General features: G+C 57.9%; 14 protein-coding genes and 1 pseudogene. 5 read left to right on the plus strand and 10 right to left on the minus strand.

What is annotated here, in order from left to right:
* Positions 1 to 55: 55 nt before the first annotated feature.
* Complete coding sequence (locus ACM6IR_RS06930; RefSeq protein ID WP_414907007.1) at positions 56 to 1,549, minus strand: aldehyde dehydrogenase; 1,494 nt, start codon at positions 1,547 to 1,549, stop codon at positions 56 to 58.
* A 279-nt stretch (positions 1,550 to 1,828) separates the two neighbouring features.
* Here ACM6IR_RS06930 and ACM6IR_RS06935 point away from each other — a divergent pair, with 279 nt between their 5' ends.
* The 3 genes from ACM6IR_RS06935 to ACM6IR_RS06945 all read left to right on the plus strand — a co-directional run bounded on the left by ACM6IR_RS06935 (position 1,829) and on the right by ACM6IR_RS06945 (position 4,271).
* Complete coding sequence (locus ACM6IR_RS06935; protein WP_222590372.1) at positions 1,829 to 2,563, plus strand: FadR/GntR family transcriptional regulator; 735 nt, start codon at positions 1,829 to 1,831, stop codon at positions 2,561 to 2,563.
* A 105-nt stretch (positions 2,564 to 2,668) separates the two neighbouring features.
* Entirely contained in the window at positions 2,669 to 3,412 is a 744-nt protein-coding gene (locus ACM6IR_RS06940; RefSeq protein ID WP_414907008.1) for a histidine kinase, read from the plus strand.
* 580 nt (positions 3,413 to 3,992) lie between these two features.
* Entirely contained in the window at positions 3,993 to 4,271 is a 279-nt protein-coding gene (locus ACM6IR_RS06945) for a hypothetical protein (protein ID WP_414907009.1), read from the plus strand.
* 105 nt (positions 4,272 to 4,376) lie between these two features.
* Here ACM6IR_RS06945 and ACM6IR_RS06950 read toward each other — a convergent pair whose 3' ends face one another.
* The 4 genes from ACM6IR_RS06950 to glaH all read right to left on the minus strand — a co-directional run bounded on the left by ACM6IR_RS06950 (position 4,377) and on the right by glaH (position 9,702).
* Entirely contained in the window at positions 4,377 to 5,798 is a 1,422-nt protein-coding gene (locus ACM6IR_RS06950; RefSeq protein ID WP_414907010.1) for an aspartate aminotransferase family protein, read from the minus strand.
* 100 nt (positions 5,799 to 5,898) lie between these two features.
* The gene (gene gabD / locus ACM6IR_RS06955) at positions 5,899 to 7,347 is read right to left on the minus strand and encodes an NADP-dependent succinate-semialdehyde dehydrogenase (RefSeq protein ID WP_414907011.1); all 1,449 of its coding nucleotides are present in this window, start codon (positions 7,345 to 7,347) and stop codon (positions 5,899 to 5,901) included.
* 13 nt (positions 7,348 to 7,360) lie between these two features.
* Entirely contained in the window at positions 7,361 to 8,635 is a 1,275-nt protein-coding gene (lhgO, locus tag ACM6IR_RS06960; RefSeq protein WP_414907012.1) for an L-2-hydroxyglutarate oxidase, read from the minus strand.
* 89 nt (positions 8,636 to 8,724) lie between these two features.
* On the minus strand, positions 8,725 to 9,702 hold the full coding sequence (glaH, locus tag ACM6IR_RS06965) for a glutarate dioxygenase GlaH (RefSeq protein WP_414907013.1): 978 nt from the start codon (positions 9,700 to 9,702) through the stop codon (positions 8,725 to 8,727).
* Positions 9,703 to 9,897: 195 nt separating this feature from the next.
* Here glaH and csiR point away from each other — a divergent pair, with 195 nt between their 5' ends.
* The gene (gene csiR / locus ACM6IR_RS06970; RefSeq protein WP_223531903.1) at positions 9,898 to 10,596 is read left to right on the plus strand and encodes a DNA-binding transcriptional regulator CsiR; all 699 of its coding nucleotides are present in this window, start codon (positions 9,898 to 9,900) and stop codon (positions 10,594 to 10,596) included.
* Positions 10,597 to 10,789: 193 nt separating this feature from the next.
* Here csiR and ACM6IR_RS06975 read toward each other — a convergent pair.
* The 5 genes and pseudogenes from ACM6IR_RS06975 to ACM6IR_RS06995 form a co-directional block, all read right to left on the minus strand.
* Positions 10,790 to 11,425: pseudogene (locus tag ACM6IR_RS06975) on the minus strand (IS5/IS1182 family transposase); the annotation flags it as partial.
* Positions 11,426 to 11,770: 345 nt separating this feature from the next.
* Positions 11,771 to 13,150 (minus strand): aspartate aminotransferase family protein, encoded by a 1,380-nt coding sequence (locus tag ACM6IR_RS06980; RefSeq protein WP_414907014.1) that lies wholly within the window; start codon positions 13,148 to 13,150, stop codon positions 11,771 to 11,773.
* Positions 13,151 to 13,237: 87 nt separating this feature from the next.
* Positions 13,238 to 14,584, minus strand: coding sequence for a glutamine synthetase family protein (locus ACM6IR_RS06985; protein WP_414907015.1), 1,347 nt, complete (start codon positions 14,582 to 14,584; stop codon positions 13,238 to 13,240).
* A gap of 32 nt (positions 14,585 to 14,616) precedes the next feature.
* Complete coding sequence (locus ACM6IR_RS06990; RefSeq protein ID WP_414907016.1) at positions 14,617 to 15,171, minus strand: helix-turn-helix domain-containing protein; 555 nt, start codon at positions 15,169 to 15,171, stop codon at positions 14,617 to 14,619.
* Between the two features lie 25 nt (positions 15,172 to 15,196).
* Positions 15,197 to 16,486, minus strand: a complete 1,290-nt coding sequence (locus ACM6IR_RS06995) for an NAD(P)/FAD-dependent oxidoreductase (RefSeq protein WP_414907017.1) — start codon at positions 16,484 to 16,486, stop codon at positions 15,197 to 15,199.
* Positions 16,487 to 16,619: 133 nt separating this feature from the next.
* Here ACM6IR_RS06995 and ACM6IR_RS07000 point away from each other — a divergent pair, with 133 nt between their 5' ends.
* On the plus strand, positions 16,620 to 17,834 hold the full coding sequence (locus tag ACM6IR_RS07000; RefSeq protein WP_414907299.1) for an AraC family transcriptional regulator: 1,215 nt from the start codon (positions 16,620 to 16,622) through the stop codon (positions 17,832 to 17,834).
* Positions 17,835 to 17,936: the final 102 nt, after the last annotated feature.

The raw sequence follows: 17,936 nt of genomic DNA on the forward strand, positions 1-17,936 counted from the left end.
TAGGCGTTGATCGGACGGCGCAATCCCGCCCGTAGCGCAGTTAACGAGCGTTGCCTCAGAGTTGTATCCAGGTGGCCTTGATCTCGGTGTACTTATCAAAGGCATGCAGGGATTTATCACGGCCATTACCGGACTGTTTAAAGCCGCCGAACGGCGCCATCATGTCACCGCCGTCATAGAGGTTGACCCAAACACTCCCGGCACGAAGTGCACGGGCCATGTTGTGGGCTCGAGACAGGTCAGACGTCCAGACGGCTGCTGCCAGCCCGTAAGGGGTGTCATTGGCGATGCGTATCGCATCCTCGGCTTCGTCAAATTCGATCACTGACAGTACAGGACCGAAGATCTCTTCCCGGGCGATTTTCATTGAGTTGCTGACATTGTCGAACAGGGTCGGCTCGACATAACTGCCGCCGGTTTCTGCCAGTGCCGCATGCCCCCCCAGCAATAGCCGCGCACCTTGTACCTGACCCTCTTGGATGTACTGCAACACCCCTTCCAGATGACGGCCGTCCACCAGTGCACCGACATTAGTATCAGGGTCGAGCGGATGTCCTGGCTTCCAACCCTTCATGGCCTCGACAACCATTGGCACAAAACGCTCCTTGATTGACGCCTGCACGAGCAAACGTGAACCGGCGGTGCAAACCTCGCCCTGGTTGAAGGCGATGGCTGCCGCTGCAGCTTCGGCCGCCACCTGAAGATCAGGGGCATCGGCAAATACAATGTTGGGACTCTTGCCGCCGGCCTCGAGCCAGACCCGTTTCATGTTTGACTCACCCGCATAAACCAGTAATTGCTTGGCCACTTGGGTAGACCCGGTAAACGCCAAGGTATCAACGTCACCGTGCAAGGCCAACGCCTTGCCCACGGTGTTGCCATAGCCCGGCAGAACATTGAGGACACCTGCTGGCAGACCCGCCTCCAGAGCAATCTGTGCAATGCGGATAGCGGTCAGCGGAGAGCGCTCCGAGGGTTTGAGGATCACCGAGTTACCGGCAGCCAGCGCCGGCCCCAACTTCCAGGACGCCATCATCAGTGGGAAATTCCACGGCACGATAGTAGCGACCACCCCAACCGGCTCCCGGGTAACCAGCCCGAGCTGATCGACCGAGGTCGCTGCCACCTCATCGTAGATCTTGTCGATTGCTTCACCGCACCAGCGAATACTGTCAATGGTCCCCGGGAGGTCGACGGACAGCGAATCGGAAATCGGCTTGCCCATGTCCAATGTTTCCAGCAGAGCTAGCTCTTCGGCATGAGCCTGCAACAATTCGGAAAATCGCACCATCACTGCCTTGCGCATTACAGGTGCTTGGCGTGACCAGACGCCGGACTCGAACGCCGACCGGGCGCTGGCTACCGCCAAATCGGCATCCGCCGCATCGCAACTCGCGACCAGGGCAAGCACACGCCCGTCGATAGGACTTATGCACTCGAAGGTTGCACCTGAGCTGGCCGACACATATTTGCCATTGATAAAGGCTCGCCCTTCGATGCTCAGCGCCTTGGCTCTGGCTTCCCACTCTGATCGGGTCAACTGACTCATGGTTAAAAGTGCTCCTGGGTTCGGATGGATGCGATCTCAAATCGCCTTAAACATATGGAACCATATCTTTTAACCCATGAGAACCCCAAAAAAGCGGGCTGAAGGTGATTTTTTTGACTTTTTATGCGTTAAAACTCTAGAATCACCACACGAACACGCACAAAAACAATATTAAATATGAAATAGTATTTTAAAAGAAACACACATCCGGACGCGCTTGACGCTACATCGGTCTATTGCCACAGGCGTAAAACGGCGCCGCCCATGAATGAATCAACCATGAGCCCTACTTCAAGCCTCATACGCCTTAACCAGGAAGGTAAAACGGAGTCTGTTACCCGTCGCCTGATAGAAATGATCGATCTGGGTTTGTTCACAGAAGGCGAACAGCTCCCCAATGAAAGTGTCCTGGCCACCCAACTCGGCGTTGCCACAGTCACCCTGCGGGACGCTCTGGCGGTCTTGCGAGAGCGCGGGGTTATCGAAACCCGACGCGGACGCAGCGGCGGGAGCTTCATCTGCGCCGCGCCGCAAACCTCAGATCAGTCCCTGTTCGATCAACTACGTGAAATAAGCACGCTTGAACTGCGCGACCTCGCCGATGAACACGCTGCCATTTCAGGCGCCGCCGCCCGACTGGCGGCTCAGCGCGCTGGGCCTGAGCAACATGCAAGACTGAGCAGCTTTGTCGACGCTCTGGCCAACGCTCAAGAGCGGCGAGACCGCCGACGAGCCGACGCCAGATTCCACATCGAAATAGCCGTGGCAGCGCAGTCTGTGCGCTTGACTCACAGCGAAGCGCGCTTGCAGGCGGAACTTGGGGAACTGTTATGGCTGCCGTTTGCCGGTCAACCGGATCCACAGACCATCGAACGGGAACATAGAGCTATCCTGGAAGCCATCGTAGCGAACGACGCCAATCTGGCGGGCGCACTGGCAGAAGCACATGTAACACGAGGCGTTCGCCGCCTAAGCACCCTACGACTACAACAAATGGCAGAAGGCGACTTATGAATGGAACGAAACTTGCTGAATTACTCGCTCGCTATGCAGCTCGGCGTCGCATACCTCGTCGACTGCAGGCACCGCATTGTCTTCTCTGAGTCATGAGGTAGAGCCATGGCTAACGAAATGTCAGCAAACGAGTTGTCCCAATGTGCCACGCTGATCAACGCTTCCATTAGTAACGTATTCAAGGGGCTCAACGATATGAGCGCCCAAGTATTGAGCATTTGGGAACATCAGTGTTGCAAAACGAAGCGCCCCAGCCAAGGCGACCTCAAGCCATTGCTGCCTATTATCCGGAAAATCCTGAACTCGGAGAGCCTCAAGTTTCATGGTGCCGGAGTTGTCTTCGCTCCTGGTGAGCTGGAAGATCGCGAGATGCATCTGGAGTGGTGGTGCCGAACCCAAAAAGAAGAGATCCAGCCTCTGACACTGAATTTTAATAGCCGTAGCGACCGTTTTTACGATTACCTGCACATGCCTTGGTACACCCGTCCCCAGCAAACCCGGCAGCCCTCCATAGACGGCCCGTTTGTGGATTTGTACGGCACGGAGCAGTACATCGTTGCCTTCTCGGTTCCTATCTTTTTCGAAGATCACTTTATTGGTGTGGCCGCTGCCGATATTTCTCTGCACTCCTTGGAACCCTTGCTCGTGCGCAGCCTTATGCGGGTCAGTAACGAGGCGTTGTTACTCAACGCCGAAGGTAGAGTGCTGGCGGCTAACACACCGAGTTGGCTGGCCGGTGATTTGATCCGAGGCACCCTGAGCCTGGACAAAGAACAGGGGCGCGTCCTGAGCCTTATCGACACATCGTCATATTGGAGCGTCGTGGAGCGGCCTGTCCCAAGGTTTTGATCAAGACTCCATCTTGGTTTGAAGAACCAAATCTCAACCCATGCGCTTCAGGAAGAATCCCATCGAATGAAAGCTCCTGCCATGGATGGCTGGAGGCCGCCATGCACTCCGCTACCGAAAGCGGCCCCCATTTCCAGGCCCCACTTCAATGCGTTGAAAACCGCCTCCCCCATCCAGCCGCCTATTCCATCAGGAGGCTATTGCACAAGAACCAACTCAACCGACCTGGCAAGGCTGTGCTCGCTCGCCGCGGAACTGGAAGAACACCACCTCTAGAAGGACTGCCATTGCCGTAGCCGCCGGTGGTCGCGCAGCCACTGAGGTTCTTCACGAAGCCCGGGAATGACAGAAACAAGAACTTTGACACGTCATGCCATACGTTTTCTGCTTGTCGAACCTGTCTAAAACCGCGCGCCGCGGTCAGATCATTTATCAAAGAAGGGAGCCAGAGGATTGTGCTCAAATCGAGGCCGCTGCGGTGGACATGAATACAGCTTTTGACCTGGAGATTAGCCAGCATTGCCTGAAAGCACGGTAGGCCTACTACCTTTTCTACGTGGTCATCAAATATGGCCGAGCAGTGATCAATCAGGTGCGAGTCGACGAGACCAATCGACTGAATCACAACAAACCAGCCGTATTAGGTTATCAAGCAAACCCACTGTTTACCGCCGCGCAATCCAGAAAACCTGAAGAAGCCGGAACAACAGGTTTATCTAGAGGCATTAAGAGCCGGGTTCGTTGGTTAATGCACACCGGTCAATTGAAAGGAATAAATAATGGTCATCAAACGGATGGTGTACGGCTACCGGGACAGCGAACCCTTTTTTATGAAGATAAAGAGCGTCTTTCCCGGTAATCCGTGAAGAATCATTTTTTTACTCACGAAACGACGGTCGTTACGCGACCAGTACCCTGCGCCGCGCCGATGACCGATACGACTCTATGACGCCGAGTGACGCTATCAGGAGTTGTGCGTGTAGCCCTCCCACTGATGCCACATGCTTTGGTTGACACCCAGGCCAAACCAGCGGTCTGTGTCGTCGAGTGCACGGCTGAAAATATCAACCACGAGCTGTATTTCTTCTTTCGTGGAAATCAACGGCGGGCAGAATGCGATCGAATCTCCCATCGCCCTTGTGATCATGCCGTACTCCTGCGCACGTCCCGCCAGGTAGCGCCCCAGCTTCCCAACCGTATCCAGCGGCTCCTTTGTCCGACGATCCGCAACGAGCTCCACAGCGGCGATCAGCCCACAGCCCCTGACCTCCCCTACCAACGGATGATCAGTAAATTGAGCCAGTCCGGCTTGAAGTTGTTCGCCCAACTCGCAGGCATGCTCGACAAGCCGATCTTCTTGGATGATCTTTATGTTTTCCAGCGCAACTGCGGTCGCAACCGGGTGGCCGCTGCCGGTGAACCCATGGCCCAGAGTACCGAAGGTGTGGCTCTGATCGGCGATCCCCTCGAAGACCTTATCGTTGATCAGGACTGCCGCGATCGGTTGATACGAAGAAGATAATTGCTTGGAAACCACCATGACATCCGGCTTGATGCCGAAGGTTTCGCAGCCAAACATCTTGCCGGTACGACCAAAGCCACAAATGACTTCATCCGCGACGACCAGCACATCATATTTGCGGCACACCGCTTGAACCTTGTCCCAATATGTGCGCGGAGGCACGATCACGCCGCCCGCCCCCATCAGCGGTTCGCCGTAAAAAGCAGCTACGGTTTCCGGGCCCTCCCGGAGGATGACATTTTCGAGTTCGGTTGCCAGGCGATCAGCAAATTGTTCATCGGTCTCGCCAGGTTTGGCATTGCGATAGTGGTGCGGACAGGCGACGTGAAAGAAGCCAGGCAGCGGTACATCAAAGCCACGCTGGTTCGCCTGCAGCCCGGTCAGACTGGCGCTGACAGCAGTAATGCCGTGATACGCATTGTGACGGCTGATGAACTTCTTTTTGCCAGGCTTACCAATGGCATTATTGCGATACCAGATCATCTTGACGACGGTGTCGTTGGCTTCAGAGCCTGAGTTAGTGAAGAAGACCTTGCTCATCGGCACCGGGGCGATTTCGATCAACTTCTCGGCCAATTCGATACTGGGCGTGTGAGCCTTGTGACTGAAGAGGTGATAAAAGGGCAGTTTACGTAGCTGTTGCTCTGCCGCCTTGATCAGGCGCTCATTACTGAAACCGAGCGCCACACTCCAAAGACCCGACATCGCTTCTAGATAACGCTTGCCCTGGTTGTCATAGACGTAAATGCCCTCGCCACGCTCGATGATCAGCGGGCCTACTTCCTGGTGCAGACGCGCATCCGTGTAGGGGTGCAGTTGATGCTGAACATCCTTTTCGGCGAGAGAAAGATACGAGTGATTCATGTTAAGGAACTCCGGGAAATGGCGGCCATATGGCGTTGTTACAGGCTTTGGTGGATGTTCATTTCCACCCCTCTTGACGCTTGATGAATGTCCGTCGTGATCACACGCCGATACAGAGGTATTTGATTTCCAAATAGTCCTCAATGCCGTACTTGGAGCCTTCACGGCCCAGACCCGAGGCCTTGATACCACCGAACGGCGCCACTTCGTTGGAGATGATCCCGGTGTTGACGCCGACAATGCCGTACTCCAGCGCTTCGCCCACACGGAACACACGGCTCAGGTCGCGGGCATAGAAATAGGACGCCAGGCCGAATTCGGTATCGTTGGCCATGGCGATCACATCGGTTTCATCCTTGAAGCGGAACAGCGGTGCCAGCGGGCCGAAAGTTTCTTCCTTGGCAACGGCGGCGTTGCGCGGTACATCAACCAGCACAGTCGGCTCGAAGAAGGTCCCGCCCAAGGCATGCGGCTTGCCGCCGGCAACCACGCGAGCGCCTTTGCTCACGGCATCGTCGATGTGCTCCTGGACCTTGGCCATGGCTTTGGCGTCGATCAGGGGGCCGGTGGTGATGCCGTGTTCCAGGCCATTACCAATGTTCAACTTGGCCACGGCCGCGGTGAGTTTTTCGACGAAGGCATCGTAGACACCATCCTGGATATACAGGCGATTGGCACAGACGCAGGTCTGGCCATTGTTACGGTACTTGGAGACCAGCGCGCCCTCGACGGCGGCGTCCAGGTCGGCGTCATCGAACACGATGAAGGGGGCATTGCCACCCAGTTCCAACGAGACCTTCTTGATGTCCTTGGCGCACTCGACCATCAACTGACGGCCGATTTCGGTGGAGCCGGTGAAGGTCAGCTTGCGCACGAGCGGGTTACCGGTCAGCTCGCTGCCGACTTCGCCGGCACTGCCGGTGACCACGCTGAACACACCTTTCGGAATGCCGGCGCGCTCGGCCAGCTCCGCCAAGGCCAGGGCCGAGTAAGGCGTTTGCGAGGCCGGCTTGAGGACCATGGTGCAGCCGGCGGCCAGGGCCGGACCGGCCTTGCGGGTGATCATCGCCGAAGGGAAGTTCCACGGAGTGATGGCGGCGGTGACACCGATCGGTTGCTTGAGCACCATCAGGCGCTTGTCGACCTGGTGGCCAGGGATCATGTCGCCATACACGCGCTTAGCCTCTTCGCCGAACCACTCGAGAAAGGAGGCGGCGTAAGCGATTTCACCGCGGGACTCGGTCAGCGGCTTGCCTTGTTCGAGGGTCATCAGGCGGGCCAGGTCTTCCTGGTTGGCCATCATCAGATCGAACCACTTGCGCAGTTTGTTGGCGCGCTCCTTGGCGGTCAGGGCACGCCAGGCCGGTAGCGCCTTGTCGGCGGCTTCGATGGCCCGACGGGTTTCGGTCGTGCCCATCTTCGGCACGCTACCGATGATTTCACCGGTGGCCGGGTTGTTGACCTTGAGCGTCTGGCCATTGTCGGCATCGACCCAGACACCGTCGATATAGGCTTGCTGGCGGAACAGTTTCGGATCGTTGAGTTGCACGCGAAATTCCTCGTTAGCGGGTTGCGACGGAGGCCGCCAGCGGGGTGGTCCGAGTGGAGTTGGCGGATGTGACAAAACTGACGCCTGTGCTGGCGAGCTGCTCGCGAACCTTGTCGACGATGTATGCGCCGATCGGGATGGCAGAGGTCGCTGCGGGCGACGGGGCGTTGCAGACGCTGACGCTACGGGCGGTATTGACGAACAGGAAGTCATCGATCAACTTGCCGTCCAGCGAGACCGCCTGGGCGCGCACACCGGCCGGGTAGGCGGTCAGGTCGCTCTTGTTGATGCTCGGGCAGTACTTCTGTACTTCCTTCAGATAGCCACCCTTGAACAGTGAGTTTTTCATCTCGATCAGGCCGGGACGCAGGTTCTTCATCAGCACCTTGAGAATGCCCGGGGTGGTCAGGGTTTCGAACATGTCCGACAGCGAGAAATCGGTCTTGAGATAGCCTTCGCGCTTCATGGCCAGCACCGCGTTGGGGCCGACAGTGACGGTGCCGTCGATCATGCGGGTCAGGTGCACGCCGAGAAATGGCATGGACGGATCAGGGATCGGATAGATCAGGTGGTTGACGATCTGATTATGCTGTTTGGGCAGCAGGTAATACTCGCCGCGGAACGGGCAGATGATGAAGTTGGGCTTGATCCCGAGCATGCGCACCACGCGGTCAGCCATCAGGCCCGAGCAGGTGATCAGGAAGCGCCCGTGGTGCTCCAGCGTGTCGGTGCGGACCACGACTTCATCGGGACGCTCGTCGATGGCGACCACTTCGCTGTTGTAGCGGATCTCACCACCGGCGGCTTCGAATTCTCGGCCCATGGCCGCGGTGACTTCGGCGTAGTTCACGATGCCGCTCGACGGCACAAAGATACCGCCCAGGCCGACGATGTTCGGCTCGCGCTCGCGCAGTTCGGCGGCCGACAGCCATCCACGCCTCAGCCCATTGGCTTCGGTGCGGTCCCACAACGCGCTCATGCGCTGCATTTCCAGCTCATTGGTGGCCACCAGCAGCTTGCCGCACTCGTCGTAACGGATGCCGTGCTTGTCGCAGAAGGCCTTGGTGGCCTTGTTGCCCTCCAGGCAGAAGCGCGCCTTCAGGCTGCCCGGGGTGTAGTAGACGCCGGCATGGATTACGCCACTGTTGTGGCCGGTCTGGTGCTTGGCCGGGCCGGACTCTTTCTCCAGCAGGAGGATTTTGGCGTCCGGGTAAACCTGGGCCAGTTGCATGGCCGTGGACATACCCACAATGCCGCCACCGATGATGATGAAGTCGTACGCAGCCATTAGCTTGCACCCACCTGTATTACGTTTTTGTTGGAAGCGCGATAAGGGCCACATGAGGTGGCCCTCGTCACTTCAGCGTTTGCCAAACCTTACTGGCCGCGCTGGTACATGGTTTTTTGGTAGCTGATGTAGCCGCGCTGACGCATCAGCTCACGACGCAGGCCCGGGTGGGCGGTGAAGCGGTCACGGCCGTGCAGCCAGAACATGTTGTTGACCAGCACGAAGCTTCCGACCGGCACCGGTACCGAAACCTTCTCCTGACTGCCTTCCAGGGATTCGCTCATGGCGGTCAGCCAAATGCCTTCCTCGAAGTCCTTGGGCTGCACGAACTGGTCGATGTAGCGCATGGTCGGGCGGCCTTCGGCGTCGTTGTCGAACACGGCGTGGAACACGTCTTCACGCACATTCTTACTCGGTGGCGCAGTGAAGCGCATTTCACGGCGGGCCAGCGGGTGCGTGTAGTAGTGGTTCAGGTCTTCCCAGTCGTCCAGGTGCAGCAGCAGGGTGTTGCCGCCTTCCATGTTCTGCTCGTCGATCTTCATCATCAGCACGTAGTCGGTACGTTCCTGAACGAAGGTGCCGTCGTTGTGCAGTTCCATGACCCGGTGTGGCTGGCGCAGGTAGCTGTCGGAGTTGTCGGTGTTGACCACTGCAAAGCGCGCGTAGAACTGGCCGCTCATGGCATCGAAGTTGGAGCGACCGATCAAGTGCGCGACGGCCGAGGAAAACTTGACCATGTCATCGGCCTGGGACACTTCGTTCAACCCCTCCGGCGTGATCAGCATGCCGCCGGTGGCGCGGTCGAGAATGGTGTTGATCAACACCGGGCGCAGGGTGCCTTCGCACAGCTCGTCAAGGATCTGGCCAACCCGGAAGCGCAGGAACGATTTGTACTCCAGCGCCTGGACCGGCCATTGCGTCACCGCCTTGATGAACGCGTCGATGGTTTGCTTGGCAAATTTCAGCTCAAGCAGGCGCGGTGACTGGCTGGAAGGGGTGAGAGTGAAACCCTTGCACTCCGATGGCAGTGGCATCACAAGGTCCTGAATTTGCGTAAAGGCGTTCATGGCAGTTCCTGGGCAGAAGGTAGGGATTGGCCCCTCCAGCATTGATCCGGATCAGGCTCAGAGCAAAAATATCGCCATAAATTTTAAATGTCTACATTTTTATTAATCATCGACAAAATACCATTCCGTCTTATGTTTTTCGTATGACAGATGTTTAGGTATGATTGGACCTTGTCGTTTTCAGGAGCAGTACCTTTGGATAGCCTCACCCCCAAGCAGAACTCTGCATTCAGCGGGTATGAGCGACTCAAACAGGACATCATTCGCGGGGTCTTCAAGCCCGGAGAGAAGCTCCTCATGAGCGGGCTCAAGGAGCGTTATGACTTGGGGGTTGGCCCGCTGCGAGAGGCGCTTTCGCAATTGGTGGCCGAACATCTGGTGGTGGTGATCAGCCAGAAGGGCTACCGGGTCGCGCCCATGTCGTTGAAAGAAATGCAGGACATCTACGATGCCCGCGCCAACCTCGAGGCGATGATAGTAGGCTTGGCCATTGAGCGCGGTGACGACGCTTGGGAGGCGCAGATCCTGGCCCAGTCCCATACCCTCTCGAAAGTTATGGATGTCAAAACCCGAGAGCAGGTCTTGGATGTCTGGGACGAACGGCACAAGGCCTTCCACACGGCTATTGCCACCGGTTGTGGTTCAAAACACCTGTTACAGGCACGTGGCTATCTATTTGATCAGGCCGAACGCTACCGCCACCTTTGGCTGACACAGACGGTTTTCTCCGAAGAAGCCCTGGCGTTGAAGCGCAAGGAACATGCTGCGCTGGTTGAAGCTATTCTGGCGCGCGATGCGCCACGGGCCAGCACCATGATGCGCACTCACCTGATGACGCCGGTACCGATCATCGCCGAGATAATGCTGGTGCAAGGAATGGGCAGTGCCGCGTGAGTTTGGGGTTGAACGGGGCGGCTAAAGCGAGCATACCCGCCCACTCTAGCTGAAGCATTGACGACGCCTGCAAACCTCTTACTGCGCGCAGCCCTCCCCGCAGCCCCCCTTACCCATGTTCCTGCGGGACAGCACTGCGTGGCTATCAATGCCGTAGCACAACGCCGCGCTGCAACCGTATGGCCAGAGCGCATTGCCTGGATCGTAAGATGAGGGTGTTGGCTTTGGTGACGTGCGAACGCAGTTTTTTGAAGGCTCGCCATGTGCTGCACAAAGCATTGCCAATTGGGCAGCGGTATTCCTCAGCCTCTTCATTCCAGTGGAAGTTATTGCTCGAGAGACTGCCGTTGTTGCGCTCGGTTTTGTCCCACACCAGTACATGCTGCTCGATGTTTTTTTCCTCCAGCATCGACGCCGTACCATAGGTGATGTCGCCGATGAGGTGCTCTGGATTAATATCGAATTGCTCTTCGACACGCTCAACCATGGTCTTGGTACTTTCGACTCAGCCGTTCGATGAGCAGGTGTGGGTTCCACATCCACGATGACACCGTGCTCGGTATCGATCAGGTAGTTCGTAGAGTAGGCGAAATGCTGGGCCGCCCGGAATGGCGGTCCCGCGGGCTTGAGGATCTGTCTGCGATAGGCGCTTCGGTAGCGTTTCGGTCAGGGCCTCTTCATCCAGTGCCTCAAGGTACTCATGCACGGCGCGAGAGCTCAGGGACGGATCGCTCCAGTTGACCTGTTCTTCTCACGGTAAACCGCGCTGCCGACTCGCATCCGCTTTGATGATGCTGGCGTCCACGGCAGATCCTTCGCTTTTGACCATGCTCAATCTCTTCTGGTCGAGGCCAATTGGTCTCGCCTGGTCCCCCTGTCCGGCAGACCGCCCTCGCGGTGGAGCTATGCATGTGTCGGATCCTTCTTAATATTGGCAGACAAGGCTTCGCCCTTCCCATGCCCAAAGGGGCACAGGTCAGGCATACGTTAGAGAGACGAGAGTCTGTAGCTTACGCATCCGGAAAAACAGCTCGTGAGCACCTTGGTGTCGGCCAGTCGCACTTCATGCACGTTCAACATATTACGGTCAAGGACGAACAGGTCAACCTGCTTATCCGGTGGCGAGTGAGCCAATCTCTTTTTCGAGACAAATGGCTCGGCCGGAGCTAAATGTCTAACGCTCAGCTGAACCGAGGATCTCAGTAGCAGTGAGATCCAGGCACTTACGCACCTTGGTCACCAGCTCGTCGATTTCGACCTTGCTGATCACCAGCGGTGGCGAAATGATCATGGTGTCGCCGACGGCGCGCATGATCAGACCGTTGTCGAAACAATGACCGCGGCAAATCATGCCAACGCCCTTACCCTCGAAACGCTCGCGAGTCTGCTTGTTCTTCACCAGCTCGATCGCACCGAGCATGCCGACGCCACGGACCTCGCCCACCAGCGGATGATCCGCCAACTCACGCAAACGTTGCTGCAAATAAGGTGCTGTTTCTTCACGCACGCGTTCGATTATCTTTTCTTCGCGCAGGATGCGAATGTTTTCCAGCGCCACCGCCGCCGCCACGGGGTGCCCGGAGTAAGTGAAACCGTGGTTGAAATCGCCACCCTCGTTGAGCACGTCGACGATCTTGTCGCTGACGATCAATCCGCCCATGGGGATGTAGCCGGAGGTCAGGCCCTTGGCGATAGTCATCATGTCTGGCTTGTTACCAAAGTAGTTACTGCCGAACCATTCGCCGGTGCGGCCGAAGCCACAGATCACTTCGTCGGCAACGAACAGGATGTCGTACCTGGCAAGGATCTCGCGGATCTTCGGCCAGTAGGTGTCTGGTGGAATGATCACGCCACCGGCCCCCTGAATCGGCTCTGCGATGAAAGCCGCGACCTTGTCTACACCCACTTCGAGGATTTTCTTCTCCAGCTGCTCGGCAGCCCAGACGCCGAACTCGTCCGGCGTCATGTCGCTGCCTTCGCCGAACCAATAGGGCTGCGGGATGTGCACGATATCGGGGATCAAGCCTCCCTGGTTGTGCATGCCTTGCATCCCGCCAAGGCTGGCGCCTGCTACGGTCGAGCCGTGATAGCCGTTGATGCGGCCGATGATCACTTTCTTCTGCGGCTGGCCTTTGATCGCCCAGTAGTGACGAACCATGCGCAGCATGGTGTCGTTGCCTTCCGAACCGGAGCCAGTGAAGAACACATGGTTCATGCCGACTGGCGCGATATCGGCAATCGCTTTGGCCAGTTCCAGCACCGGTGGGTGCGCAGTCATGAAGAAGGTGTTGTAGAAGGGCAGCTGTTTCATCTGCTTGCTGGCGGCCTGCACCAACTCGTCACGACCATAGCCCACCGCCACACACCAGAGCCCGGCCATACCGTCGAGGATCTTATTGCCCTCGCTGTCCCAGATATAGACCCCGTCGGCCTTGGTAATAATCCGCGGGCCCTTCTCCTTCAGCTGTTTGTTATCGCTGAAGGGCGCCAAGTGGTGATCATTGCTCAGTGTTTGCCACTCGAGTGTCTGCGGGTTGCTAGCTTGCTTGCTCATAGTTGATTCCTACTGTTGTATCCAAAAAATCCGGAGAGGGTTTGCTATCCCCAACCACGCCAACGCGCGGGAACAGCGAGCGGCCACTTACAGATACCAGCGGTATTCGCGCGCACCGATCTCTTGCATAAAGGCCAGATGGTCCTGGCGCTTGTTTTCGCAGTAGACATCAACAAACTCCGCGCCCAGCCCCTCGCGTATCCGTGGCTCGTGCTGCATGGCACGCACCGCTTCCAGTATTTCCAGCGGGAAGTCGATGCCGCTGCTGCGGTCTTCGTTGAGCGGCGCGATCGGCTCATGGCCGGTGGCCAGGCCGTTCTCCAGAGCGACCAGGATCGCAGCCAGGACTAAATAAGGATTGGCATCGGCGCTGGCCAGACGATATTCGATTCGCAGGTTCTCCGGGTCGGACTCGGGAATCCGCACACAGGCATCGCGATCCTCAAAACCCCAGCTGGCCCGCGCCGCGGCGTTCACTGTGCCGCCCAAACGGCGAAAGGAGTTTTGGTTCGGTGCGAAGATCGGCATGCAATGCGGTAGCAGCTCCAGGCAACCGGCCACCGCATGCCGCAGCACCTGCTGTTGGTTTGCTACCAGCAGGTTGTTACCCGCCGCGTCGTAGAGGCTGACATGCACGTGCATGCCGCTGCCCGGGTGCTGCAAGTACGGTTTGGCCATGAAGCTGGCGCGGTAACCGTGCTTGAGGGCGACACCGCGAGTGCTGCGGCAAAACAGTGCTGCCCAGTCGGCGGCACGCAGACCGTCATCGAGGTGACCAAAATTGATCTCGAATTGACCCGGCCCGAGTTCGGCAGTGATCACCGTGGTATCGATGCCTTGGGCCCGCGCTACCTCGACCATTTCATCGAGCACCGGAGAAAAGCGCGAGAGTCGTTCGATGTGCATATTCGGCTGATCATCCGCATCGTCCGTCAGCAGATCGCGGGGGAACTGTGGCTGTCCATCGCGCAGCTGCTTATCGAACAGATAGAACTCCAGCTCGAACGCCACCACCGGGTGAATGCCTTTGCGGCGCAGGCGATCCAGGACCTGCGCCAAGACTTCCCGCGGTTCGAAAACGATAGGCGCCTCAGTGCCATCCGAGGTAATCAACATCTGCCCCAGCGGTTGTGCTTCCCAGCTCACGGGCTTGAGTGTGCCGGGCACCAGACGGCGACGGGCATCCGGGTCGCCATCGTTAAAGCAGTAGTCGCCAATCTTGAACAGTCCACCCTGGACACCTAGTAGCACGCAGTTCTGCGGCAGCTTGAGGGCACTACCGGCGGCCACCTTCTCGAGCATTTCTACCGGGTAGCGCTTGCCATAAAAGTGTCCGGGAATATCCAGGGAAATCAGGTCGACGTAACGCACCTGAGGGTAGCTCTGGCGAAAAGCACGAACCTCGGCCAGCAGGTCAAAGCAGTGAGTATCCATTATTGTTTTTCCTTTGCGCTCTTGTTAGGCAATCAGGTGTAAACCCAGAGGACCCGGGCAGGATGTTCAGTGAGGTTGCCGTAGCGACAATGGGCACGGCTGGCCAACTGGAAGCTGTCGCCGGGATACAAGGTGACGGGCTCATCGTCATCGAGCCACAGCGTCAACTCCCCTTCCAGGACATAACCGGCTTGCTCGGAGCTGTCGCTCAAGTGCCGCTCGCCACTGTGGGCACCCGCCTCCAGCCGGCTTTCAAGCATGGAGAAGGCGGCCGACATACTCGGCGAAACCAGAATGTCGGTAATTCCGTTGGCGAAATACAGCGTGCGCCGCTCATCCGGCCGAGTAACCCAAGGCAACTCCTTAGGTTTTGGCAAATTGTAAAAATAGGTGGTCGGCACCCCGAAGGTTTCGCTGATCGCCGTCAAATCCGCCACGGTGGGCCGTGACAAGCCACGTTCGACTTGCGAGAGAAAGCCGACGGAACGGCCTATTTTGTCCGCCAGCTCCGTCAGGGTGTATTTCTTGTGCTTGCGCAGGTCCTGAATGAGGATCGCCAAGGCAGCGATTTCTTCTTGCTTGTTCATGCCAGGAGCTCCAAAAGATGGCTCATCAAATGCTGTCGCGCAGTCGATACCAGGCCTTGCCGATGGCTTCCAGCGGGGCGGCCAGGTGTTTGCCGCCGGGGAACCCGCTGTTGCTCAAACCTTGGTACAAGGCCAGCTCATCTGGCTGACCGAGAATCGCGTCGGACACCGCACGGGCTCCGGCCAACGTCGGAAGTACACCGTGTCCGGAGTAGCCCTGTAGCCAGTAGAGGTCACCATGCCGGCCGGTGTCGGGGGTGCGCTTGAGAGTGAGGTCGATATGCCCTCCCCAGGCAAACTCCAACTCGACGTCCTTAAGCTGCGGGAAGACCCGCTGCAGATAAGGTCGGGTCGCTGCGGCGATGTCCTTCGGCATCCCTCCCAGATAGGTGCAGCCACCACCGAACAGCAGGCGGTTATCCGGTGTGCGCCGGAAATAGTCGAGGACGAACTGGTTATCAGTGACGCAGACATTACTCGGCAGCAGCGCTGTGGCCTGCTCCGCTGTCAGCGGCGCGGTGGCCACCTGAAAGGTGCCAACCGGCAGTACATGGCGGGATAACTGCGGATCGAGTTGATCGAGATAGGCATTGCAGGCCAGCACCAGCACATCTGCACAGATGCGTCCGCGCTCGGTGGTCACGATGTACTGACCACCTTCTTCACGATAGCTCAACGCTTTGCTCTGCTCATGGATGTGCCCGCCGGCGCGCTCGATGGCGGCAGCCAGGCCGAGCGCCAACTTCAGCGGATTCAGATGCCCGCCTTCGGGGTCGAACAGGCCCGCCTGATAACGCTCGCTGGCGACCCATTGCGGCAACTCTGCGCGCGGAATAAAACGCAAGCCGTCGTGCCCCCACTTGTGGCTGGCCTCGCGCTGCCATTCGGTCAGGATACTTACCCGACACGCCATCGCCGAAGTCCACAGGTGGCCGGCGCGGTAATCGCAATCGAAGTCATGGCGCGCGGGTAACTCACGCAACTCCTGCGCAGCCCAGCGCATGCTGTCCCACAGCCGCCGTGCTCGTTCATAGCCCTGTGCTGCCTCCAGCGGCGGCATATCAGAGGACCACCCGAGAGTCGCCTGACCACCATTGCGCCCGGAAGCTGCCCAGGCAACCCGGCTGGCTTCCAGCAATGTCACACGCTTGCCAGCCAAGGCCAGGCGCAAGGCCGTATGCAGGCCACTGAGCCCGGCACCGATGATCAGCACCTCAGTGTTGTGTTCACCCTCCAGCGCAGCACGATCCAACAGGCGATCAGCGCAACTGTAGGCGTAATAGCTGGAGACGTGTTGCGTGGACTGCTGAAACATGAACACCTCATGAAATTATTTATTTATAATTTCATGAAAAATTATCACGTAAATTTCACCGCCGCAACACTCCGGGAAAATATCCTTACCCGAACGTAGGCGTTCTGTTGAGGCCGATGCCGAATTGACCCACGTGCTGACGCAAGACTGCCCCACCTCCAAATCGGCACAAACCCTGCGCAGGCAATGTTTTTCGAGAAATCAGACTGGGTCAGTGACATCTCGGCAACTGGGTCAATTCGGCGTCAGCGCCAACAACATGGGGCGCTTTTGCCATGCATTTCTGGCCAGGCCGTATCACACCGTTGTTTCAGAAAATTCCGGCATGGGCATACCAAAGCACGCGATCTTTAAGCACCCCGTCGCCATCAGTCAGGTGATGGTGAATTTCGCTGCGCGCTACGGCGTCGATGCACAGACTTGCCTGCTAGGTACCGGCATCATCGAAGCGCAACTGCGGGACGCGGACGCCCTGATCGCGCGCGCGCAGGAAATGCGCCTGATTGAAAACCTGATGCTCGCGTTGCCGGACGTTCCCGCACTGGGCTTCGAGCTGGGCCTGCGTTACAACGTTGCGACTTTCGGCATCTGGGGCTTTGCGCTGCGAACCAGCCGCAATGTGCGCGAGGCCGTTCAATGCGCGCTGCGCTACCTGCCGCTTAGCACGGCGTACTGCCGATTGGAGATATTCTGCAATCAGCACGAATACGGCACTAGCGTCGACGTCTCAGCGATCCCCCACCACCTGCGGCAGTTCCTGCTGGAACGAGACATGGCGACAGGAATTCGTCTGTTCGACGAGCTCGCGTTGTCGGGATTGCAGGTGCTGCGACTCGAATTTCAAGGCAGGCCGCCAGCGCATGCGGACCGTATCGAAGCACTCAGCGGCATCGCGCCACACTATGGATGTTCGCGCAACGCCATCGTTCTGCGTAGGCAAGATGCGGAGTTGCCTCTGCCAATGTACGACGTACATCTGGTCCGGCTATTGGAAGAGCAGTGCCGCGCGCAACTGGAGAGACGACAAGTCGACGGCGTCACCGGCCAGGTCCGACAGCTTCTCTTGGGGGCAACGGGGCTGGCAGCCGCCCTCGAAGATGTTGCGAATCAGCTGGCGATGGCCCCTCGCAGCCTGCATCGCAGGCTGACAGAGGAAGGTACTACTTTCCGCAAACTCGTCGAGGCAGAGCGTAAACAACTCGCTGGGCAACTGTTGGAAAATACTGACATGAAGCAGGAGGATCTAGCGTTTCAGCTTGGCTACACTGATGCTACAGCCTTCGCGCGTGCGTTCCGGCGCTGGTTTGGACAGTCACCGAACGAGTATCGGAAAGTCTCAAAGCGGTAGCGCCATCAAGCCATCAAGCCCTTCCCTCTCGACGAGATTTCCTAGGCATCCATGCCGCAGGAGTTGACGTTGGCATCTCCAACTTAGTCCGTTCAGACGATC

The organism is Pseudomonas sp. IT-P253 (genome assembly GCF_949768125.1).
In the GTDB taxonomy this organism is placed as follows: domain Bacteria; phylum Pseudomonadota; class Gammaproteobacteria; order Pseudomonadales; family Pseudomonadaceae; genus Aquipseudomonas.